The organism is Rhodoferax sp. OV413 (genome assembly GCF_900104385.1).
Taxonomy (GTDB): domain Bacteria; phylum Pseudomonadota; class Gammaproteobacteria; order Burkholderiales; family Burkholderiaceae_C; genus Rhodoferax_B.
This window is the reverse complement of the sequence record NZ_FNJA01000001.1, coordinates 28,039-48,567: the sequence shown is the minus strand read 5'-3', so window position 1 is coordinate 48,567 and position 20,529 is coordinate 28,039. Positions and strand designations below refer to the sequence as shown.

Annotated in this window: 17 protein-coding genes; 10 read left to right on the top strand and 7 right to left on the bottom strand. The window is 61.8% G+C overall.

Annotated elements, in window-relative coordinates; genetic code table 11:
• Positions 1 to 24 precede the first annotated feature (24 nt).
• The 4 genes from BLT66_RS00200 to BLT66_RS00185 all read left to right on the top strand — a co-directional run bounded on the left by BLT66_RS00200 (position 25) and on the right by BLT66_RS00185 (position 4,082).
• Positions 25 to 1,896, top strand: coding sequence for a DEAD/DEAH box helicase (locus BLT66_RS00200; protein ID WP_092754184.1), 1,872 nt, complete (start codon positions 25 to 27; stop codon positions 1,894 to 1,896).
• Between the two features lie 194 nt (positions 1,897 to 2,090).
• Complete coding sequence (locus BLT66_RS00195) at positions 2,091 to 2,636, top strand: PaaI family thioesterase (RefSeq protein ID WP_092754181.1); 546 nt, start codon at positions 2,091 to 2,093, stop codon at positions 2,634 to 2,636.
• A 47-nt stretch (positions 2,637 to 2,683) separates the two neighbouring features.
• Positions 2,684 to 3,091: a lactoylglutathione lyase gene (gene gloA, locus BLT66_RS00190; RefSeq protein ID WP_092754178.1), complete on the top strand. Its 408-nt coding sequence runs from the start codon at positions 2,684 to 2,686 to the stop codon at positions 3,089 to 3,091.
• Positions 3,092 to 3,194: 103 nt separating this feature from the next.
• Positions 3,195 to 4,082 (top strand): caspase family protein, encoded by an 888-nt coding sequence (locus tag BLT66_RS00185; protein ID WP_092754175.1) that lies wholly within the window; start codon positions 3,195 to 3,197, stop codon positions 4,080 to 4,082.
• Between the two features lie 41 nt (positions 4,083 to 4,123).
• Here BLT66_RS00185 and BLT66_RS00180 read toward each other — a convergent pair whose 3' ends face one another.
• From BLT66_RS00180 to BLT66_RS00170, 3 genes are all read right to left on the bottom strand, one after another.
• Positions 4,124 to 4,783: a bifunctional 4-hydroxy-2-oxoglutarate aldolase/2-dehydro-3-deoxy-phosphogluconate aldolase gene (locus BLT66_RS00180; RefSeq protein WP_092754172.1), complete on the bottom strand. Its 660-nt coding sequence runs from the start codon at positions 4,781 to 4,783 to the stop codon at positions 4,124 to 4,126.
• Positions 4,774 to 6,591 (bottom strand): phosphogluconate dehydratase, encoded by a 1,818-nt coding sequence (gene edd, locus BLT66_RS00175; RefSeq protein ID WP_092754169.1) that lies wholly within the window; start codon positions 6,589 to 6,591, stop codon positions 4,774 to 4,776. Before edd ends, BLT66_RS00180 begins: the two co-directional genes overlap by 10 nt.
• A 90-nt stretch (positions 6,592 to 6,681) precedes the next feature.
• Positions 6,682 to 8,601 (bottom strand): sigma-54-dependent Fis family transcriptional regulator, encoded by a 1,920-nt coding sequence (locus BLT66_RS00170; RefSeq protein WP_092754166.1) that lies wholly within the window; start codon positions 8,599 to 8,601, stop codon positions 6,682 to 6,684.
• Positions 8,602 to 8,889: 288 nt separating this feature from the next.
• Here BLT66_RS00170 and BLT66_RS00165 point away from each other — a divergent pair, with 288 nt between their 5' ends.
• The 5 genes from BLT66_RS00165 to BLT66_RS00145 all read left to right on the top strand — a co-directional run bounded on the left by BLT66_RS00165 (position 8,890) and on the right by BLT66_RS00145 (position 13,568).
• Positions 8,890 to 10,410 (top strand): acetaldehyde dehydrogenase ExaC, encoded by a 1,521-nt coding sequence (locus BLT66_RS00165; protein WP_092754163.1) that lies wholly within the window; start codon positions 8,890 to 8,892, stop codon positions 10,408 to 10,410.
• An 85-nt stretch (positions 10,411 to 10,495) separates the two neighbouring features.
• Positions 10,496 to 11,146 (top strand): pyridoxamine 5'-phosphate oxidase, encoded by a 651-nt coding sequence (gene pdxH / locus BLT66_RS00160; RefSeq protein WP_092754159.1) that lies wholly within the window; start codon positions 10,496 to 10,498, stop codon positions 11,144 to 11,146.
• Positions 11,147 to 11,164: 18 nt separating this feature from the next.
• Entirely contained in the window at positions 11,165 to 11,941 is a 777-nt protein-coding gene (gene aat, locus BLT66_RS00155) for a leucyl/phenylalanyl-tRNA--protein transferase (RefSeq protein WP_255406700.1), read from the top strand.
• Positions 11,938 to 12,678: an arginyltransferase gene (locus BLT66_RS00150; RefSeq protein ID WP_092754156.1), complete on the top strand. Its 741-nt coding sequence runs from the start codon at positions 11,938 to 11,940 to the stop codon at positions 12,676 to 12,678. The genes aat and BLT66_RS00150 overlap by 4 nt, the downstream gene beginning before the upstream one ends.
• Before the next feature lie 101 nt (positions 12,679 to 12,779).
• Positions 12,780 to 13,568 (top strand): IclR family transcriptional regulator, encoded by a 789-nt coding sequence (locus BLT66_RS00145; RefSeq protein WP_092754153.1) that lies wholly within the window; start codon positions 12,780 to 12,782, stop codon positions 13,566 to 13,568.
• A 27-nt stretch (positions 13,569 to 13,595) separates the two neighbouring features.
• On the opposite strand, the gene BLT66_RS00140 is transcribed toward BLT66_RS00145, so the two are convergent.
• Entirely contained in the window at positions 13,596 to 14,663 is a 1,068-nt protein-coding gene (locus BLT66_RS00140) for a serine hydrolase (RefSeq protein ID WP_092754150.1), read from the bottom strand.
• A 291-nt stretch (positions 14,664 to 14,954) separates the two neighbouring features.
• Between BLT66_RS00140 and BLT66_RS00135 the strand changes: the two genes are divergently transcribed.
• The gene (locus BLT66_RS00135) at positions 14,955 to 15,647 is read left to right on the top strand and encodes a nucleotide-binding protein (protein ID WP_092754147.1); all 693 of its coding nucleotides are present in this window, start codon (positions 14,955 to 14,957) and stop codon (positions 15,645 to 15,647) included.
• 72 nt (positions 15,648 to 15,719) lie between these two features.
• Here the strand turns inward: BLT66_RS00135 and clpA are convergent, their stop codons facing one another.
• From clpA to BLT66_RS00120, 3 genes are all read right to left on the bottom strand, one after another.
• Entirely contained in the window at positions 15,720 to 18,059 is a 2,340-nt protein-coding gene (gene clpA / locus BLT66_RS00130) for an ATP-dependent Clp protease ATP-binding subunit ClpA (protein ID WP_092754144.1), read from the bottom strand.
• An 81-nt stretch (positions 18,060 to 18,140) separates the two neighbouring features.
• A complete protein-coding gene (gene clpS / locus BLT66_RS00125) occupies positions 18,141 to 18,500 on the bottom strand; it encodes an ATP-dependent Clp protease adapter ClpS (protein WP_092754141.1) in 360 nt (119 codons plus the stop codon).
• A 66-nt stretch (positions 18,501 to 18,566) separates the two neighbouring features.
• The gene (locus BLT66_RS00120; protein ID WP_092756941.1) at positions 18,567 to 20,378 is read right to left on the bottom strand and encodes an EAL domain-containing protein; all 1,812 of its coding nucleotides are present in this window, start codon (positions 20,376 to 20,378) and stop codon (positions 18,567 to 18,569) included.
• Positions 20,379 to 20,529: the final 151 nt, after the last annotated feature.

The following is a 20,529-nucleotide window of genomic DNA, read 5'->3' as shown; positions in this document are numbered from 1 at the left end:
AGCGCCCAGGACGGGCGCAACAAAATGAACTTTGAAGAACTGAATCTGGCCCCGGCCATTCTGAAGGCCGTGCAAGAGCAAGGCTATACCGAGCCCACACCAATCCAAGCACAGGCCATCCCGGTCGTCTTGGCTGGGCACGATCTGCTGGGCGGCGCGCAAACCGGCACCGGCAAAACCGCAGCGTTCACCCTGCCCCTGCTGCAGCGTCTGAGCGAAAGCGCTCCCGCGCAAAACAAATTCGGCGGCAAGGGCATCCGCGCCCTGGTGCTGACCCCCACCCGTGAACTCGCCGCCCAGGTTGAAGAATCGGTGCAAACCTACGGCAAATACCTGGAACTGACTTCCACCGTCGTCTTTGGCGGCGTGGGCATGAACCCGCAAATCACCAAGGTCAAAAAGGGCGTGGACATTCTGGTTGCCACCCCCGGCCGCCTGCTGGACCTGATGCAGCAAGGCATGCTGGACCTGGGCCAAGTGCAAATTCTGGTGCTGGACGAAGCCGACCGCATGCTCGACATGGGCTTCATCCACGACGTGAAGAAGGTGCTGGCCGCCGTGCCCAAGGACAAGCAAAGCCTGCTGTTCTCTGCCACCTTCAGCGATGAAATCCGCGACCTGGCAGCCACCCTGCTAAAGAACCCGCAAAGCGTGCAGGTCACGCCGCGCAACACCACCGTGCAGCGCATCACCCAGGTGATCCACCCGGTGGGCCGCGGCAAGAAGAAGGCCTTGCTGGCCCACATCATCCAGGAACACAACTGGAGCCAGGTGCTGGTGTTCACCCGCACCAAGTTCGGCGCCAACAACGTGGCCGAATTCCTGGAAAAGAACGGCATCACTGCGATGGCGCTGCACGGCAACAAGAGCCAGTCGGCCCGTACCCAGGCGCTGCAAGGCTTCAAGAGCGGCGATGTGCGTGCCCTGGTGGCCACCGACATCGCGGCCCGCGGTATCGACATTGACGACCTGCCCCACGTCGTGAACTACGAAATCCCGAACGTCTGCGAAGACTATGTGCACCGCATTGGCCGTACCGGCCGCGCAGGTGCCGAAGGCGCTGCCGTGAATCTGGTGTGCCTGGACGAAGAAGGCTTCATGCAAGACATCGAGCGCTTCACCAAGCAAGAAATTGCCGTGCAAGTGATCGAAGGCTTTATGCCCGAATCCGGCGAACGCGCCGAGCCCATCGCCATGGGTCGCCAGACCATCTGGGGCGGCGCTGGCAAACCGCCAAGCCGCGATGTAATGCAAGCCGCAGCCAAGGCTGCACGTACCGAAATGCTGCAGCGCGTGCGTGAAAACAAGGGCGCGAATGGAAATGGAAATGGAAATGGAAATGGAAATGGCGATGGCGCAGGCCGTGGCCACGGTGGTGGCAATGGCGGTGCCCGCAATGCACCCCGCAGCGGCCCCCGCCCACCCCAGGGCGACGGCATGGCGCCGCGCCCCCAAGGCGCACGTCCACCGCAGGGTGGCCGTGGTGGCCGTCCAGGCGGCGGCGGTGGTGCCCGCACCGGTGGCGGCGGCTACGGTGGTGGCAATGGCGGCGGTTACGGCGGTAACGGTGGTGGTTATGGCGGTGGCCAGGGTGGCGGTCAAGGCGGCTATGGCGGCGCTCAGCCCGACCACACCCGCTCGGCGTCCATGGGCGGCCAAGCACCGGCCCCCCGCGCAACCCAGGGCGGCCAGCCTGACCCGATGCGTACCAGCGTAGACAGCATGGTCGACCGCGGTCGCCGTGGTGGCTTCGGCGGCGGCAACCGCAACGGCGGTGGTGGTGGCGGCGGCTACGGTGGTGGCAATGGCGGCGGTTTCGGCGGCGGCCGTGGCAACGGTGGTGGCGGTGGCGGCTCCCGTGGCCCCGGCGGCTCACGCGGCTCTTTCGGCCGATAAACTGCTCAAAATTTATGGTGTTTTAGGACTCTAGCGCATGCTGCACCAGCGGTAGGCGCTATCAAATAGAGAGTCTTTAGAACTCCATCCCAAAGGCGCATGTCATCCGGCATGCGCCTTTTTTATTTACTATAATTTTTATAGCTGCTTGCGCAAATAAGATATGCGCCAAAGCCACTTTTGATAGGAAAACCATGACAAGCGAAGTAATTGCCGCCCAATGGAATGCCCAGTGCGACGCGGTACTCACCATCATGCGCGCCGGCGGCGGCCAGGCCGGCTTGGCCCGCCCCGACCAGGTTGCAGGCAAGACCGGGTTGGAGATCCTGCAGGCCATGTTGTCCGGCGCCCTGCCCTATCCGCACATCGCCGACACCCTGGACTTTGCGCTGATCGAAGCCAGCTTCGGCAGCGCCACCTTCCAGAGCACGCCCCAGCTCAAGCACTACAACCCGTTGGGTTCGGTGCACGGCGGCTGGTATGCGACCCTGCTCGACTCGGCCCTGGGCTGCGCGGTGCAAAGCACCCTGCCCGTGGGCCGCAGCTACACCACGGCCGAACTGGGGGTGAACATCGTGCGCGCGGCCTCGCACCAGACCGGCCCGTTGCGCGCCATCGCCAACGTACTGCACTCGGGCCGCCAGCTGGCCACGGCCGAGGCGCGCATCGTCGGCCCGGACGGCAAACTGTATGCCCATGCCACCACCACCTGCCTGGTGTTTGAGGTCCAGGCGCGCTAGCTTTCCCGCACAATCAGGCTCCCGAACACCTCCTAAAAACACCCACCATGCGACTCCTCCACACCATGCTGCGCGTCGGCAATCTGCAGCGCTCCATCGACTTCTACACCCAGGTGCTGGGCATGCAATTGCTGCGCACTTCGGAAAACCCCGAGTACAAGTACACCCTGGCGTTTGTAGGCTACGGCACCAATCCCGACCATGCCGAGCTGGAGCTGACCTACAACCACGGCGTCGACAGCTACGAGCTGGGCACGGCCTACGGCCACATCGCCCTGGGCGTACCCGATGCCTACGCGGCCTGCGAAAAGATCAAGGCCGCCGGCGGCCAGGTCACGCGGGAAGCCGGCCCAGTCAAAGGCGGCACGACCGTGATTGCATTTGTGACCGACCCCGACGGCTACAAGATCGAGCTGATCCAACGCGCCGAGTTTGCGGCTGGCACCGGGCTCTGAAGCCATAGCGTTCCTCCCTGCAGGGCCACGATAGTGGGCCGCGCTTGACACAGGCGGTCCGCCGGGCGGAATATGCCCCTCCACCAACCGTTGAGGGGACACCATGGCCAGCCCAAAACCCACACCCACCGTCGCTGCCAAAGCGCTGTCGCTGCACATCGGCCTGAACGCCGTCAGCAGTGCGGCCTACTCGGGCTGGTCCGGGCCGCTGGCGGCCTGTGAGTTTGATGCCAACGACATGGAGGCGCTGGCCAAATCCCGGGGCATGAAGCCCACGGTCTTGCTGACCAAGCGCGGCACGCGCTCTAGGACCTTGGCGGCCCTGCGGGCTGCGGCCAAGGCGCTGCGGGCCGGGGATCTGTTCTTTCTGACCTACTCCGGCCATGGCGGCCAGGTCACCGACATCAATGGCGACGAACCCGACGGCAAGGACGAAACCTGGTGCCTGTACGACGGCCAACTGATAGACGACGAGCTGTACCTGGAGCTGAGCAAGTTTGCCGCTGGCGTACGCATTCTGGTGCTGTCCGACAGCTGCCACAGCGGCTCGGTCACCAAAGCGATGCCCAGCACCCCGCGCGAACGCGCCATGCCCGTGCCGGTCGCCATGCGCGTCTACCGCGAGCACCAGGCTTTCTACGACAGGCTGCAAAAAGACGTTGCCAAGGCCGTGGGCGCACCGCTGGTCGACCCCGACACCGCGCTGGCCCAGGTAGCGGCAAGTGGCCACTTGTCAGCCGTGGTCGCCAAGATCAAGGCTTCGGTGATCCTGATCTCGGGCTGCCAGGACAACCAGACCTCCATGGACGGCGACCACAACGGAGCATTTACCGAACAGGTGCTCAAGGCCTGGAACCTGGGCAAGTTTGTGGGCAACTACGGCCAGTTCCACGCCAAGGTGCGGGCCGGCCTGCCCAGCAGCCAATCGCCGAATCTGTTCACGCTGGGACGCACCGGCAAGTTCCTGGCACAAGCGCCGTTTTCGGTCTAAAAAAAGCGCCTCGAAGGCGCTTTTTCCAGGCTGCAGGCGGATTACGCGGGCTTCTTCTTGAGGGCCACGGTATCCAGGCACAGCTGGGTGATGCGGCCCCAGTCGCCGGACTTCATTGCATCCGTAGGCACGATCCAGGAGCCGCCCACGCAGACCACGTTCGGCAAGGCCAGAAATTCGGGCGCATTCTGCAAGGTCACGCCGCCGGTGGGGCAAAACTTCACGTCAAAGAACGGGCCGCTCCAGGCCTTCAGCATGGCCGGACCGCCTGCTTGCATAGCTGGGAAGAACTTGAGCTCGGTAAAGCCATCTTCCTGCGCCATCATCACTTCGCTGCCGGTGGCGACACCTGGCAACAGCGGCAGGCCGAGATCGCGGCAGGCCTGGCCCACATTGCGGGTATAGCCGGGGCTGACGCCAAACAGCGCACCGGCCTTGACGGAGGCCTGGGCATCGGCAGCGCTGCGGATGGTGCCCGCGCCGATTACGGCTTCGGGCACCTCCTTGGCGATGCGCTCAATGCACTCCAGCGCCTGCGGCGTGCGCAGCGTCACTTCCAGCATGCGGATACCACCGGCGACCAACGCGCGCGCCAGCGGCACGGCATGGGCCACGTCGTTCAGGACGATGACCGGGATCACCGGCGCGTCTTGCATGACCTGCAAGGCCGTCCAACGGCCTGTCGTGTTTTTCACATCCATGTGAGTGCTCCTTGTTCTGCAGTAAAGGCATTGCGTCGCATGCCTGAAAATAGTTCACGGCCCATGCCGTGGGCGTTGGACAGACGCAATTCGTCGGGCATGGTGGCCAAGGGGCGAGCAGCCCATTCCGCATCCGGCACCAGTGCTTGCAAGGTGCCCGCCACAGCATCCAGCCGCACCACGTCGCCATCCAGCAGCTTGGCCAGCGGGCCACCGGCCAGGGCCTCGGGAGACACGTGGATGGCGGCCGGCACTTTGCCGGAGGCGCCGCTCATGCGGCCATCGGTGACCAGCGCCACACGGTAGCCCTTGCCTTGCAACACAGCCAATGGCGGTGTCAGCTTGTGCAGCTCGGGCATGCCGTTGGCCTGCGGGCCTTGCCAGCGCACTACGCAGACCACGTCGCGGTTCAGTTCACCCGCATTAAAGGCCACGTGCAGCGCTTCTTGCGAATCAAACAGACGGATCGGGGCTTCGATGATGTGGCGGTCGTCGGGTACGGCCGAAGCCTTGATCACGCTGCGGCCCAGGTTGCCTTGCAACAGCTTCAGACCACCGGTAGGGCTGAACGGATTGGAGGCCGGGCGCACGATGGTGTCGTCCTTGGATTCCAGCACCGTATTCCATTGCAAAGCCTCGCCGACCAGGGCCGGCTCGGCCGTGTATTCGCGCAGTCCACCCGGGCGCACGGTCAGCACGTCTTCGTGCATGAAACCGGCGTCCAGCAGTTCGCGGATGATGAAGCCCGGGCCGCCAGCAGCCTGGAACTGGTTCACATCGGCGCTGCCGTTCGGGTATACATGCGACAGCGTGGGCACCACGTCGGACAAGGCGCTGAAATCGTCCCAGTCGATCACGATCCCGGCCGAGGCGGCCACCGCTACCCAGTGGATCAGGTGGTTGGTCGAGCCGCCGGTGGCCAGCAAGGCGACCATGGCATTGACGATGCAGCGCTCGTCCACCACATGGCCGATGGGCGCATAGCGTTTGGCTTTGACATCGGCCAGCACCGTGCGTGCCGCTTCGCGGGTGAGTTCGTCGCGCAGCGTGCCGCCGGGAGCCACGAAGGCCGTGCCGGGCACGTGCAGGCCCATGGCTTCAAGCAACATCTGGTTGCTGTTAGCCGTGCCGTAAAAGGTACAGGTACCGGGTGCGTGGTAGGCGGCCGACTCGGCCTGCAGCAGCTCGGAACGGCCCACCAGACCTTGGGCCGCCTGTTCGCGCACCTTGGATTTGGCGTTGTTCGACAGGCCTGAAGGCATAGGTCCGGCGGGCACGAACACAGTCGGCAAATGGCCAAAATGGAGCGCACCGATCAACAGGCCGGGCACGATCTTGTCGCACACGCCGAGCATCAGCGCGGCATCGAACATGTCGTGGCTCAGGGCTACAGCGGTGGCCATGGCGATCACATCGCGGCTGAACAGACTGAGCTCCATGCCCGGCGTGCCCTGGGTCACGCCGTCGCACATTGCGGGTACGCCGCCGGCCACCTGGGCGGTAGCGCCATGGCGGCGGGCCTCGGCCTTGATCAGGTCGGGGTAGGTTTGCATCGGCGTATGGGCCGACAGCATGTCGTTGTAGGCGGTGACGATGCCGATGTTCAGTGCCTTCTCGGCCACGACCTTGAGCTTGTCATTGACCGGCATACCGGCAAAAGCGTGGGCGACGTTGGCGCAGCCCATGCGCTCAGCCCCGGGCTTGCGCTGGGCGGCGGCATCCAGACGTTCCAGATAAGCGCTGCGGGTAGGCCCGCTACGCGCACGAATGCGGTCTGTGACCGCCGCTACCGTGGGGTGGAGTTTCATAGTATTTTGGTAACTAAATTACAACCTCGATGGTACTCCCGAACCGCAGGGGTGTGCAGGCTAGGAGTTACCAGTAGGGTACGAAAGGGTCTATCTGGCCGCCGAAGCACCCAGTTTGCGGTACAGGGTGTTACGGCTGACCCCCAGCTGGCGCGCCGCCTCGGACACGTTGCCATTGCATTGCTGCAGCACGCGTTCCATGGTGCGCACCGATTGCGCGCGCAACGGCCCATCCATCCCCGGGTCTGTCGGCGCAGCCTTCTCGCGCAGGTCTTGCGCCAGATCGTCGGGCAGGTGCTGCCAGTCGATGGTGGTTTCACCCTCATCCAGCAAGGCGCAAGCGGTACGCAGCACATTAGCCAGTTGGCGCAGGTTTCCTGGCCAGCTGAAATGCAGGAACGCGGTTACCAGCTCGGGCGCCAGCTGCAGGGCCTGGCCTGGCGCGAGCGTGCCCAGCAGGCGGCCGATCAAGGCACCTTGGTCGCTGCGTTCGCGCAGCGGCGGCAATAGCAAGGTCAAGCCGTTGATACGGTAATACAAGTCTTCGCGGAAGCGCCCTGCCTGCATTTCCTCGCGCAGCTGCCGGTGCGTCGCGCAAACCAGGCAGAAATCCAGCGCTACCGACTTGCCGCCACCCAAAGGCTGCACCTGCCGCTCTTGCAGCACGCGCAGCAAGCGGGCCTGGAAGGCCATCGGCATATCACCCACTTCGTCCAGCAGCAGGGTGCCGCCCTGGGCTTCGCGCAAACGCCCTGGGGAGCCTTCACGCCGGGCGCCGGTAAAGGCACCGGGGCTGTAGCCGAACAACTCGGCCTCGATCAGCGATTCTGGCAAGGCAGCGCAGTTCACCGCCACAAATGGCCCGTCGCGGCGCGGCCCGGCAGCATGCACGGCACGGGCAAAAACCTCTTTGCCCACGCCCGACTCGCCCTGCAGCAGCAGCGCAATCGGCTTACCCACGACCCGGCGGGCCTTGTCCAGCGCAGCCCGAAACGTGGCATCGCCGGTGTCCAGCGCCGACAAGGCATCTGCCGGCGCCGGCTCAGCCATCTCCAACGCACGCGGCAGCGGCGCTGGGCGGCTGCGGCCAAAGTCCACCCGCAGCCACACCTGCCCGCCGCGCGGCCCGAACAGCGGACGCACCGCCGCCGGCCCGGGCTGCTGCACCAGCGCATGCGCGAGAGGCCAAACAGCTTCCAGCTGCACACGGCCTATGCTGTCACGCCCCAGGCCCAGCCACTGCAGCGCAGCCGTATTGGCACCCAGCACCCAGCCCTCGGGGGACACCGCCAGCAGGCATTCGGTCACCGTACCAATGCCTTCCATTTGGCTGTGGAAGCGCAGACGCAGCTGGCCTGCATGCCGGGTTTCAAACAGCTTGTGCTCAATCATCCGGGCGGCCGACCGGGCCAGCCCCAGCGTATGCGGGTGGTAGCCACGGTGGTCGCCGGAAATATCGAGTGCGCCGAGCAGACGCCCCGCAGGGTCGTGGATGGGCGCAGCTGCACAGGTCAGAAAGGAATTGCGCTCCAGATAGTGTTCGCTGGCGTGGACCACCACCGGTGCCTGTTCGGCCATGGCAGTGCCGATGGCATTCGTGCCCCGGTATTGCTCGTGCCAGGTGGCACCGGGCCGCAGCGCCACGCGGCTGGCGCGGTCCAGAAACTCCGCGTCGCCCAGGGTGTGCAGCAGCATGCCGCCGCTGTCGGCCAGGACCACCATGCAGTCGCTGTCACGGGTTTGCTCAAACACAAACTCCATCACCGGCCGCGCATGGGCGACCAGCTCGCGCTGCTGCTCCAGGGCCCGGGCCAGTTGCGCAGTCGAGGCATGCGGAGCACCTGGCGTGCGCCCGCTGGCTTGCAGGCCGAAGTCCAGGCTGCGGCCCCAGGAACGGGCCAGGCGCTCGTCCAGCAGGCCGGGGGCGACATCGCCCTGGTCGAGCAATTGGCGGCGTGCCTGGCGCAAAGCCACGCTGGTGGTTCTGGCGGGAGGGGTTCCGGAATGCATGCTGTTGTCTCCTTGCCGCCACCGGTACATGCCGGGGCAGTCATCTGGCTCTGGAATGTAGTGCGCGGGCGTAGCACTGCCAAGCGGTTCAGCACAAGTGCGCCGCCATCTGTTCCATTCTGGGACAACTGTCCCACAGCTTGCTGACAACAGAACACCCGCAGACCTTGGAAACCCCGTCTTTCGACCAGAAAAGACGTAGTTCGGCTGCAGACCTCCTATGGCATGCGGCGTGCAGTAGCTATAGCGCACCAACATGCAGTGCAACCATACCTACAGGAGACTTTCATGCTTTATCCGAACCCCGGCAGCGCCAATGCCCCCGTGCAATTCAAGAGCCGCTATGACAACTTCATCGGTGGCCGCTGGGTGGCCCCGGTCAAAGGCGAGTATTTCGACGTGATCACACCGATCACCGGCAAGGTCTATACCCAGGCCGCCTGCTCGGGCACGGAAGATATCGAACTGGCACTCGATGCCGCCCATGCGGCCGCCGATGGCTGGGGCGCCACCGCCGCCGCCGACCGATCGAATGTGCTGCTTAAAATCGCCGATCGCCTGGAAAAGAACCTGGAACTGCTGGCCTATGCCGACACCGTAGACAACGGCAAGCCGATCCGCGAAACCCTGAACGCCGACATCCCGCTGGCGGTAGACCATTTCCGCTACTTCGCCGGCTGCCTGCGGGCCCAGGAAGGCGCGCTGAGCCAGCTGGACGAAACCACCGTGGCCTACCATTTCCACGAGCCGCTGGGCGTGGTGGGTCTGATCATTCCCTGGAACTTCCCGCTGCTGATGGCGGCCTGGAAGCTGGCGCCCGCGATTGCCGCCGGCAACTGCGTGGTGCTGAAACCCGCCGAATCCACCCCGATCAGCATCCTGGTGATGATGGAGCTGATCGCCGACCTGCTGCCGCCCGGCGTACTGAACATCGTCAACGGCTACGGCCGCGATGCCGGCAAGGCCCTGGCCACCAGCAAACGGATCGCCAAGATCGCATTCACCGGCTCCACCGCCACAGGCCGCAGCATTGCCCAGGCTGCGGCGACCAACTTGATTCCCGCCACGCTGGAACTGGGCGGCAAGTCGCCCAATATCTTCTTTGCCGACATTGCCGACGCCGACGACGCGTTCTTTGACAAAGCCATCGAAGGCCTGGTGCTGTTTGCCTTCAACCAGGGCGAGGTCTGCACCTGCCCGTCGCGCGCGCTTATCCATGAGTCGATCTACGACAAGTTCATGGCCCGGGTACTGGCCCGCGTGCAACAGATCAAGCAAGGCAGCCCGCTGGATACCGACTCGATGATGGGTGCGCAGTCCTCGCAAATCCAACTGGACAAAATCATGTCCTACATGGACATCGGGGTCAACGAAGGGGCCGAGTTGCTGGCGGGTGGTCAGCGCGCCAGCCTGCCGGGCGACCTGGCCGGCGGCTACTACGTGCAGCCCACGCTGTTCAAGGGCCACAACAAGATGCGCATCTTCCAGGAAGAAATCTTTGGCCCGGTGCTGGCGGTGACCACCTTCAAGGACGAGGCCGAGGCCCTGGCGCTGGCCAACGACACACCTTACGGCCTGGGTGCCGGCGTCTGGAGCCGCGACGGCAGCGTGGCCTACCGCATGGGCCGGGGCATCAAGGCGGGCCGGGTCTGGACCAACTGCTACCACGCCTACCCAGCCCACGCGACCTTCGGCGGCTACAAGGAATCGGGCATCGGCCGCGAAACCCACAAGATGATGCTGGACCAATACCAGCAGACCAAGAACCTGCTGGTCAGCTACAGCCCGAACAAGCTGGGCTTCTTCTGATCCCGCAAGGTCTGGCCTCGCCAGGCCTTGGGCGGGATACACCCGGCGGCGCAATGCCGTCGGGTTCAGCGGCACAATCTAGGGCATGAGCCTTACCAATACCCAGCTTGCCGATCTGCGCAAAAGCTACGAGCGCGCCGAACTCAACGAAGACGCGTCCCACGCCGACCCGCTCAAGCAGTTTGACCAGTGGCTGAACGAAGCCATCTCCGCCCAGGTGCCCGAGCCCAACGCCATGACCCTGGCCACAGTGGGCAGCGACTTGCGCCCGTCCACCCGTATCGTGCTGGTCAAGGGCTATGACGAACACGGCCTCGTCTGGTACACCAACTATGAAAGCCGTAAAGGACTGGAACTGGCGGGCAACCCGTTTGCAGCGCTGCAGTTCCATTGGGTCGAGCTGGAGCGCGTGGTGCGCATCGAAGGCCGGGTCAGCAAGGTCAGCGATGCGGAAAGCGACGCCTATTTCCACAGCCGCCCCCTGGATTCGCGCATCGGTGCCTGGGCCTCGCCGCAGTCGCAGGTGATTTCCGGCCGTTCCGTGCTGGTGGCCAATGCCGCCAAGTACGGGGCCAAGTTCATGCTCAACCCGCCCCGGCCACCGCATTGGGGCGGTTACCGCCTGCAGCCGGACAACTGGCAGTTCTGGCAAGGACGCAAAAGCCGCTTGCACGATCGGCTTCGCTATACATTAGATAGCGGCTCACGCTGGAACCGTGAGCGCCTGGCACCCTAAACACCCATAAATCATTGCATGTCGCCGCTCAAGCCCGCCATGGAAAAGCCGGTGACCTGGCTCGCACCAGGAGAAGACTTCCCTCCGGTTAGCCAGGCCTGGGGCGCATCGGCGCCGGCACCGGGTTTGTTGGCGGCTGGCGGTGCGCTGGACGTAGACAGCCTGCGGCGCGCCTACCAAAACGGCATTTTTCCTTGGTTCAGCAACGGCCAGCCGATATTGTGGTGGAGCACCGATCCGCGCATGGTGCTGCAGACGGCCCACTTCAGACTGCACCGCTCGCTGCGTAAAGTCATAGCTAAGTTCCAAGATTCCGCAAGCTGCGAGATCCGTTTTGATAGCGCGTTCGCCGAAGTCATCCGCGCCTGTTCCAGCAGCCCGCGCCCCGGCCAGTCCGGCACCTGGATCGTGGAAGACATGGTGCAGGCCTACCAGGCGTTGCACCAGTCCGGCGCCGCGCACAGCGTGGAAACCTGGATAGACGGCGAGCTGGTGGGCGGCTTGTATTGCGTCGCCCTGGGCCAGGCAGTGTTTGGCGAATCCATGTTCACCCGGGTGCCCGATGCTTCCAAGATCGCCTTGGCGGCGCTGGTCAGCTTCTGCCGCGTGCACGGCATTCCGCTCATCGACTGCCAGCAGAACACCTCCCATCTGGCCTCGCTGGGAGCCCGTGAAATACCCCGTGCGGCCTTCTGTGCACAGGTTGCCGTGAACGCCGCAAAGCCCAGCCCAGTCTGGCAATTTGAACCCGTATACTGGAACGCATTGACGGCACAACCACCCGACTCCGCGTGACACACCTCAACGATCTGCCCCTGCAAACGCTGCAGTTTTACGCCACAGCGCCCTACCCTTGCAGCTACCTGCCCGACCGGCAAGCACGGTCGCAGGTAGCCACGCCCAGCCACCTGATCCAAAGCGATACCTACTCGGAACTGGTACGTACCGGCTTCCGGCGTAGCGGACTATTCACCTACCGCCCTTACTGCGATGGTTGCCAGGCTTGTGTACCGCTGCGGGTGTTGGCCAACGATTTCAAGCCCAGCCGCAGCCAGCAGCGCGCCCTCAACCAGCACAGCGGTTTGCAGGCGCGGGTGCTGAACCTCGGCTTTGTACATGAGCATTACCAGCTGTACCTGCGCTACCAGAACGGCCGCCACGCCGGTGGTGGTATGGACCAGGACAGCATCGACCAGTACACCCAGTTTCTGCTGCAAAGCCGGGTCAATTCGCGTCTGGTGGAGTTCCGTGCACTGCAGGACGATGGCACGCCCGGCGCTCTGAAAATGGTGTCCATCCTGGACGTGCTCGACGATGGTCTGTCGGCGGTCTATACCTTCTATGAACCGGAAGAGCGCGCCAGCTATGGCACCTACAACGTGCTGTGGCAGATAGCCCAAGCTCGGCAGCTGAACCTGCCCTATGTCTACCTGGGCTACTGGATCGACCAAAGCCCGAAGATGCTCTACAAGGCCCGCTTCATGCCCCACGAGGTGCTACGCAATGGGGTCTGGAGCACGGGCCAGCCGTAAAAGCCCGGTTGCCAGAGCAGTTGTGTCACGCACATGATTTCACATCATGCAATGTTGAATTTCACAAGGTAAGATGCAGCACCTCTTTTCGAGAACTGCCCATGAAAGCGTCTGATCCCAATATTCCCGTTACGCCCACCGTCCAGGTCATCGAACGCATGTTCGCCCTGATCGATGTACTGGCCTCGCGCGAAGAAGCCATGTCGCTTAAGGAAATCAGCGAGAAGACCGGCCTACACCCCTCTACCACCCACCGCATCCTCAACGACCTAGCCACCGGCCGCTTTGTGGACCGGCCAGAGCCGGGCAGCTACCGCCTGGGCATGCGTTTGCTGGAGCTGGGCAACCTGGTCAAAGGCCGCCTGAGTGTGCGCGATGCAGCTTTGGCCCCTATGCGCGAGCTGCACCGGCTGACGCAGCAACCCGTCAACCTCAGCCTGCGCCAGGGCGATGAAATCGTGTATGTGGAACGAGCCTTTAGCGAACGCTCGGGCATGCAGGTGGTGCGGGCGATTGGCGGACGCGCCCCGCTGCATCTGACGTCTGTGGGCAAGCTGTTTCTGTCGGTGGACGACCCGCAGCGGGTGCGGGCTTATGCCATGCGCACCGGTTTGAGCGGCCAAACCAAGAACAGCCTGACCGACTTGGCGTTGCTGGAGCGCGAGCTGTCTAAAACCCGCCAATACGGCGTGGCGCGGGACAACGAAGAGCTGGAATTGGGTGTGCGCTGTATGGCCGTAGGTATCTACGATGACCAAAGCCGGCTGATCGCCGGCCTGTCGATTTCCGCGCCGGCGGATCGGCTGGATGAGAACTGGCTACCCAAACTGCAGAACACCGCCACCGCAATATCTTCCGCCTTGGGCTACAAAGCGGCCAACCACCATTGAGTTCGGAAGTCGCGGCTTAAAGGCTTATTAGCCCGCGACTTTGGTGGCATTGTTGGCCACGTGGGGGGTAGACTCCACCCAGCGACGGACGCGCTCTGCATCGCCAATCCGGCTCAGCTTGCCAGCCGAATCCAGGAACACCATGATCAGTTTGCGGCCAGCAATCTTGGCTTGCAACACCAGGCACTGTCCGGCTTCGTTGATGAAGCCGGTTTTTTGTATGCCGATGTCCCAGTCGGGGTTCTTGACTAGGCGGTTGGTATTGTTGAACTGCAGGGTGCGGCTGCCCACATCCACCTGGTAACCCGGCGACGTGGTCAGTTCACGCAGCGTTGGCTCGTTGTACGCAGCATTCACCAAGGTGGCCAGATCGTGGGCGCTGGACTGGTTGTTGCTGGACAAGCCGGTAGGCTCGACATAGCGCGTGTCCTTCATGCCCAAGGCCTTGGCCTTGGCGTTCATCAGAGCAACGAAGGTATTCATGCCACCGGGGTAAGTGCGCCCCAACGCGTGGGCTGCGCGGTTTTCGCTTGACATCAGCGCCAAATGCAAAAGCTCACCGCGGCTCAACGAGGTACCAACGGTCAAACGCGAACGGCTGCGCTTCTCGGTATCCACATCGTCTTGGGTAATGGTAATTTCTTCGTCCATCGGCAGATGGGCTTCGTTGACCACCACGCCCGTCATCAACTTGGTCAGCGACGCAATCGGCAAAACAGCCTGTTCATTCTTGCTGAACAGCACTTCACGGGTGTCTTGGTCAATCACCAGGGCCACGCTGGATTTGAGGGCTAGCGCATCTGGTGCGCCGTGCAACCCAGCCAATTCACCGAACGAAGGTATCGCCGGAATGATGGTGACGGGAACGCGCACCCGCGATTTTGCAGAAACTGCAGTTTTGGAGGTCCGGGCAACGCGCACGGACTTTTCGCCACTGCTGCGCTTGGCAACTTTGCTGGCGGCATTGGTTTTCTGGATTTCTACTTTTTTACGCTGCGCAGCGTGTGCGGGCATCGCGCAGAGCGTCACGGTGCAGGTAAATATCGCAACAATTTGTAGCAGGCGGTTCAAGGCGGGGCTTTCAGTGGAGGGCATGCGTTCATCTCCGGTTCAGAAACGATTAAACCGAAGTGTATCGAAATCAAAAAGATGGCACAAGATCAAAGACTTAGATCGACTTTTTAAGGTGGCATTGAATGCGCAGTTTTACACACGCTGGCAAGCTAGTTTCAGGGGCGTACTTCGCGCTGCTGCGTGAGCCTGAGCGCATCCATTCACGCACATGCAACAAATATTGCGCATAGTTTTTGCTTTTAGAACTTTGAAAATGCGTTAACGGGCTCAAACCCCAGACCGTAGAATCAACTAAACAATCCAGGGAAATACATGAGTTCAATCAATTTTATTGGTGGTGAAAAGGGCGGCGTAGGCAAATCGGTGACGGCACGCGTACTGGCACAGTATTTTCTGGATACCGGCAAAGCATTTACCGGCTTTGATACCGACCGTTCACACAATTCCTTCACCCGGTTTTATCCCGACTTCGCTTCGCCTGTAGTGGTCGACAGCTTTGAAGGACTGGATGTCATTGCCGAAGCTTTTGAAGTTAACTCCGAACAGAACGTTATCGTTGACTTGGCAGCGCAAACTGCGGCTCCACTAGCGCGCTGGATCAAAGACTCGGACCTGTTTGAAGTACTGGCAGATTTGAAGATCGCCGTGAACTTTTGGCACGTTATTGATGAAGGTAAAGATTCGGTAAATCTGCTGACCGACCTGATGGAGAGCTTCGGCACGGCGCCCAACTACATCGTCGTACTGAATCTGGGCCGCGGATCCGATTTCTCGTTGATGAAGTCATCAGCAGCCATGCAGAACGCTTTGGCCTGCGGCGCCCGTGTGATCGAGCTGCCACAGCTGCAAGACGCCAGCATGCGCAAGATTGACCGTCAAAATGCCAGCTTCTGGAGTGCAGTGCACGAACGCAGCGAAACCGATGGCCTCGGCATGCTGGAACGCCAGCGCGTCAAAACCTGGCTGCGCAAGGCCTACTCCGCGCTGGACACCTTGCCGCTGTAATCGATCCAGAAGCCTTTAATAAAAAAGGGGTGGTACTTTGCAGTACCACCCCTTTTGCGTTGCGCTTAAGCTTTAGCCGGCCGTAGCCTCTTCGGACTCTGGCTTCGCGCGCCCTTCTTTCTTGGGCAGCGGTTGGATATCCAACTCAACTTCACCGGTTTCCACTCCCTTCTCGTCAGTGGTGATCTTCATGTCCACCGTCAGGCGGCCACCATCGATCAGGCGACCGAACAGCAACTCATCGGCCAAGGCACGGCGGATCGTGTCCTGGATCAGGCGCTGCATAGGCCGCGCGCCCATCAAGGGATCAAAGCCCTTCTTGCCGAGATACTTACGCAGGTTGTCGGTGAATGTGACATCCACCTTCTTCTCGGCCAACTGGGTTTCCAGTTGCAGCAAGAACTTGTCGACCACCCGCAGGATGATGGTTTCGTCCAATGCCTTGAAGCTGACCGTCGCATCCAGGCGGTTGCGGAACTCGGGTGTGAACAGGCGTTTGATGTCCGCCATTTCGTCACCCGACTGGCGTGGATTGGTAAAGCCGATCGTCGCCTTGTTCATGGTCTCGGCACCCGCATTCGTCGTCATGATGATGATGACGTTGCGGAAGTCAGCCTTACGCCCGTTGTTATCGGTCAAGGTGCCGTGGTCCATCACCTGCAGCAGCACGTTGAAGATGTCCGGATGGGCTTTTTCGATTTCATCCAGCAGCAGCACGCAATGCGGCTTCTTGGTAACGGCCTCAGTCAGCAAGCCGCCCTGGTCAAAACCAACGTAGCCCGGGGGCGCGCCGATCAAACGGCTCACCGCATGGCGCTCCATGTATTCCGACATGTCGAAGCGTATCAGCTCAATGCCCATGATGTAGGCCAGTTGCTTCGCCGCTTCGGTCTTGCCGACACCGGTAGGACCGCTGAACAGGAACGAGCCGATCGGCTTGTCGCCCTTGCCCAAGCCCGAACGGGCCATCTTCACCGCAGATGCGAGCACGTCCAGGGCCTTATCCTGGCCGAACACCACGTTCTTCAAATCGCGTTCCAGCGTCTTGAGTTTGCCTCGGTCATCGTTGGACACATTGGCGGGGGGAATGCGGGCGATCTTGGCCACGATTTCCTCCACCTCAGTCTTGGTGATGGTTTTCTTGCGTTTGCTGGGCGCCAGAATACGCTGGGCAGCACCGGCTTCATCGATCACGTCAATCGCCTTGTCGGGCAGATGGCGGTCGTTGATGTACTTGGCGCTCAGCTCGGCAGCGGCCTGCAAGGCGGCTACCGCATACTTCACACCATGGTGCTCTTCGAAGCGTGACTTCAAACCCTTGAGGATTTCCACGGTTTCCTGCACGGTCGGCTCCACCACATCGACCTTCTGGAAGCGGCGGGACAGCGCAGCATCTTTCTCGAAGATGCCACGGTATTCGGTGAACGTGGTGGCACCAATGCACTTCAGCTGGCCGCTGGACAGGGCTGGCTTGAGCAGATTGGACGCATCCAGCGTGCCACCCGATGCCGCACCGGCACCAATCAACGTGTGGATTTCGTCAATGAACAAAACCGCGTTGGGTTTGTCCTTCAGCGACTTGAGCACGCCCTTGAGGCGTTGCTCAAAATCACCACGGTACTTGGTACCCGCCAGCAATGCGCCCATGTCCAGCGAATACACCACGGCTTCGGCCAGGATTTCAGGCACTTCCTTTTGCGTGATGCGCCAGGCCAGACCCTCGGCAATCGCGGTCTTGCCCACGCCAGCCTCGCCCACCAGCAGCGGGTTGTTCTTGCGGCGGCGGCACAGAATCTGAATCGTGCGCTCCACCTCGTACTCACGGCCGATCAGCGGATCAATCTTGCCTTCCTTCGCCATTTGGTTCAGGTTTTGGGTGAATTGCTCCAGGGGAGACGATTTTTCGCTCTTCTCGCTACCGCCTTCTTCACCATCGGACTGGCTTTCTGCCGCCTTGGCGGGCTCAGGTGGGTCGCTCTTCTTGATGCCGTGGGCGATAAAGTTCACCACGTCCAGGCGCGTTACACCCTGCTGGTGCAGGTAATACACGGCGTGCGAATCTTTTTCGCCAAAAATCGCTACCAGCACATTGGCGCCAGTCACTTCTTTTTTGCCGCTGCCTGTGGACTGCACATGCATGATGGCGCGCTGGATCACGCGCTGGAAGCCCAACGTGGGCTGGGTATCTACATCGTCGGTACCCGCGACTTGCGGGGTGTTGTCTTTGATGAAATTGCTCAACGATTTGCGCAAATCGTCGATATTGGCCGAGCAGGCGCGCAAAACTTCGGCCGCGCTGGGGTTGTCCAGCAAGGCCAGCAGCAGGTGCTCGACGGTAATAAATTCGTGGCGTTGCTGGCGCGCTTCCACAAAAGCCATGTGCAAACTGACTTCCAATTCTTGGGCAATCATGTGAATTCCTTTTTTGCCTTGCTGTTAACGACACTCTGATGACGCACTCTACATGGGTTGCGCTTTTACTTATTCAAGCTATCAACCTACAGGTTCGCTGACGCATTGCAATGGATGTCCCGATTGCTTGGCGGCCTCCAGCACCTGATCGACCTTGGTCGCAGCCACATCTTTGGAATAAACGCCGCATACGGCTTTTCCGTCCAAGTGGATTTTGAGCATGATTTGGGTGGCTGTTTCGCGGTCTTTGCCAAAAAACTCCTGGATCACGACCACGACGAACTCCATAGGGGTGTAGTCGTCGTTGAGCATCAGCACCTGGTGCATCTGGGGCGGCTGGACTTTTTCGGTGCGCCGCTCGAGCACGACCGAACCGCCGTCATCAGGAACTGAAGGCTGGGTCGGAGGCTGCGGTGGCTTTTTGGGTGTTTTGGTGGCCATACACCCATTTTATAGAGCAGTTTGTGGCCCTGCAGACTGCCATGTCTTACAAATGCAATTGCCGGCTCAAACCGGCAAAATGTCCGCCGCCCCACGTACGAACAGGCCGGCGCCATGCACTTTGGCATCGTGCTTGGCCAATGCTGCGGCATTCGCCACCTCCTCGGCGTGGCCGTACTGGCCCCGCTGGATCCGCACCGCGCCTATCGACAGCGTAGTGAACGGAAAGAACCGCTGTGCGCCCTGGCGGTCTTCGGCCTGGATGCCCCCAGCCAGCCGCGCCGCATCATCGAACAGGGTCAGGGCCCGCTCGGCAAACTCCTGTACGATAGCTTCGCAACGCTGGGCCCAGTCGCTGCTCTGGAACAAAAAAATGAAATCATCACCGCCCACGTGGCCGACGAAATCCCGCTTGGCATCGCAGTGCGCCAGCGCCAGCTTGGCCACCAGGCGAATCATTTCATCGCCGCGCCAGTAGCCGTAATGGTCATTGAACGGCTTGAAGTGGTTCAGGTCCGCATAACAGGCCACAAAGTCGGCACCGGCGTCCATCAAACGCTCGATGTGCTGGCTGATAGGGATATTGCCGGGCAAAAAGGTCAGCGGGTTCGCATGGCGGGCCGCCTCCAGCCGCACCTCGGTCACCGAGCGCACCAGCTGGTCGCCGGTACCCAGCCCGATGTAGCGCCCGTTTTCGGTGACGATAAAGCCCTCGGTCAGGTAGCGCTGGTCTTGCGAGGTCAGTATGCCCACCAGCTCGTCGACGTTATGGTCGCGCTCCACCAGCCGCGGCGCATGGTTGGCATTGGCCAGGCAGGGCTTGCGCCCGTGCACTTCGCGGTAGTACTGCGTAGCGTAATGCGTCATGAACTCGTGCCGGTTCACCAACGCCAGCGGCCGGCCCTGATCGACGATGGCAATCGCATGCAGCTCAGGATGCTGCAAAAACAGCACCGACAACTGGTCGTTGGTGGTGTGGATTCCGGCACAGGGCGCCTGCTGCACCGACAAGCCACGCAACACGCCTGACCGGGACACCCGCCCGGACGCCGGAAAGATCGACACCAAGGTGTCGTTCAGCACCTCCAGGGCCAGCTCTTTCACCTTCACCCGCGGCAACAGCTCGGGTCGGCCCAGCAGATAGCCCTGGCCGTAGGCCAGGTCCAGATCGCGCAACACCCGCAGGTCGTCCTTGGTTTCAATGCCTTCGGCCACCAGTTGGGTGCCGAAAATAGTGGCAATCTGCTTCAGCGCCTGCAAGGTTTGTAGATTGTCCGCATGCTGGGAGATGTCCTTGGTGAAGTACTTGTCGATCTTCACGATCTCCGGCTTCACCTGCGACCACAGGCGCAGGCTGGAGCGCCCATCGCCAAAGTCGTCCAGCGCCAGCGACAGGCCGGCCGCGCGCACTTCGCGCACCACGTCGATCAACTGGTCCATGTTGTTAACACGCTCATGCTCGGTCAGCTCGAGCACCAGCATGCGGGGCAAAACCCGAAAGCTGCGCACCAGATGCACGAGCTTGGTACAGCCCTGGCGCTGCACCACGTCCACCAGGGCGTCGGCACTGATGTTCACAAACAAGCGGCCCGGCTCCTGCAAACGGCCCCAGCCTTCCAACGCCACGCCAATGCAGTACAGCTCGAACTCGAACAACAGGCCTTCTGCGCGCGCGGCCTGGAACAAAGCATCGGCGCCAAACAGCGGCGTGCCTTCCACACCACGGATCAGGGCCTCGTGCGCATACACGCTGCCATTGCGCAGGTCCACGATCGGCTGGAACACCGAATACAGTGCGTTCTTGCGCATCAGTTCGGCCAAGGGTCCGCGCCCCTGGCGCACGCTGGTCGGCAGGTAGTCGCGGGTCAGGCTGGGCATATCCACCGCAAAAGCATCCAAAGTATTACTCCATCGCAACGGGACAACCGTGCACAGTAAGTCACGGCCATGACAGCCGCGTGAAAAGTACGCCAACACCCGCTGACGGCTTCAAAAATTCCTCAAAACCATATAAACTATATAAATCGTT

Excerpts from the sequence above, each read along its gene's own strand:
- BLT66_RS00200 (WP_092754184.1), top strand. The coding sequence starts at position 25 with ATGAACTTTGAAGAACTGAATCTGGCCCCGGCCATTCTGAAGGCCGTG.
- BLT66_RS00195 (WP_092754181.1), top strand. The coding sequence starts at position 2,091 with ATGACAAGCGAAGTAATTGCCGCCCAATGGAATGCCCAGTGCGACGCG.
- gloA (WP_092754178.1), top strand. The coding sequence starts at position 2,684 with ATGCGACTCCTCCACACCATGCTGCGCGTCGGCAATCTGCAGCGCTCC.
- BLT66_RS00185 (WP_092754175.1), top strand. The coding sequence starts at position 3,195 with ATGGCCAGCCCAAAACCCACACCCACCGTCGCTGCCAAAGCGCTGTCG.
- BLT66_RS00180 (WP_092754172.1), bottom strand. The coding sequence starts at position 4,783 with ATGGATGTGAAAAACACGACAGGCCGTTGGACGGCCTTGCAGGTCATG.
- edd (WP_092754169.1), bottom strand. The coding sequence starts at position 6,591 with ATGAAACTCCACCCCACGGTAGCGGCGGTCACAGACCGCATTCGTGCG.
- BLT66_RS00170 (WP_092754166.1), bottom strand. The coding sequence starts at position 8,601 with ATGCATTCCGGAACCCCTCCCGCCAGAACCACCAGCGTGGCTTTGCGC.
- BLT66_RS00165 (WP_092754163.1), top strand. The coding sequence starts at position 8,890 with ATGCTTTATCCGAACCCCGGCAGCGCCAATGCCCCCGTGCAATTCAAG.
- pdxH (WP_092754159.1), top strand. The coding sequence starts at position 10,496 with ATGAGCCTTACCAATACCCAGCTTGCCGATCTGCGCAAAAGCTACGAG.
- aat (WP_255406700.1), top strand. The coding sequence starts at position 11,165 with ATGTCGCCGCTCAAGCCCGCCATGGAAAAGCCGGTGACCTGGCTCGCA.
- BLT66_RS00145 (WP_092754153.1), top strand. The coding sequence starts at position 12,780 with ATGAAAGCGTCTGATCCCAATATTCCCGTTACGCCCACCGTCCAGGTC.
- BLT66_RS00140 (WP_092754150.1), bottom strand. The coding sequence starts at position 14,663 with ATGCCCTCCACTGAAAGCCCCGCCTTGAACCGCCTGCTACAAATTGTT.
- BLT66_RS00135 (WP_092754147.1), top strand. The coding sequence starts at position 14,955 with ATGAGTTCAATCAATTTTATTGGTGGTGAAAAGGGCGGCGTAGGCAAA.
- clpA (WP_092754144.1), bottom strand. The coding sequence starts at position 18,059 with ATGATTGCCCAAGAATTGGAAGTCAGTTTGCACATGGCTTTTGTGGAA.
- clpS (WP_092754141.1), bottom strand. The coding sequence starts at position 18,500 with ATGGCCACCAAAACACCCAAAAAGCCACCGCAGCCTCCGACCCAGCCT.
- BLT66_RS00120 (WP_092756941.1), bottom strand. The coding sequence starts at position 20,378 with ATGCCCAGCCTGACCCGCGACTACCTGCCGACCAGCGTGCGCCAGGGG.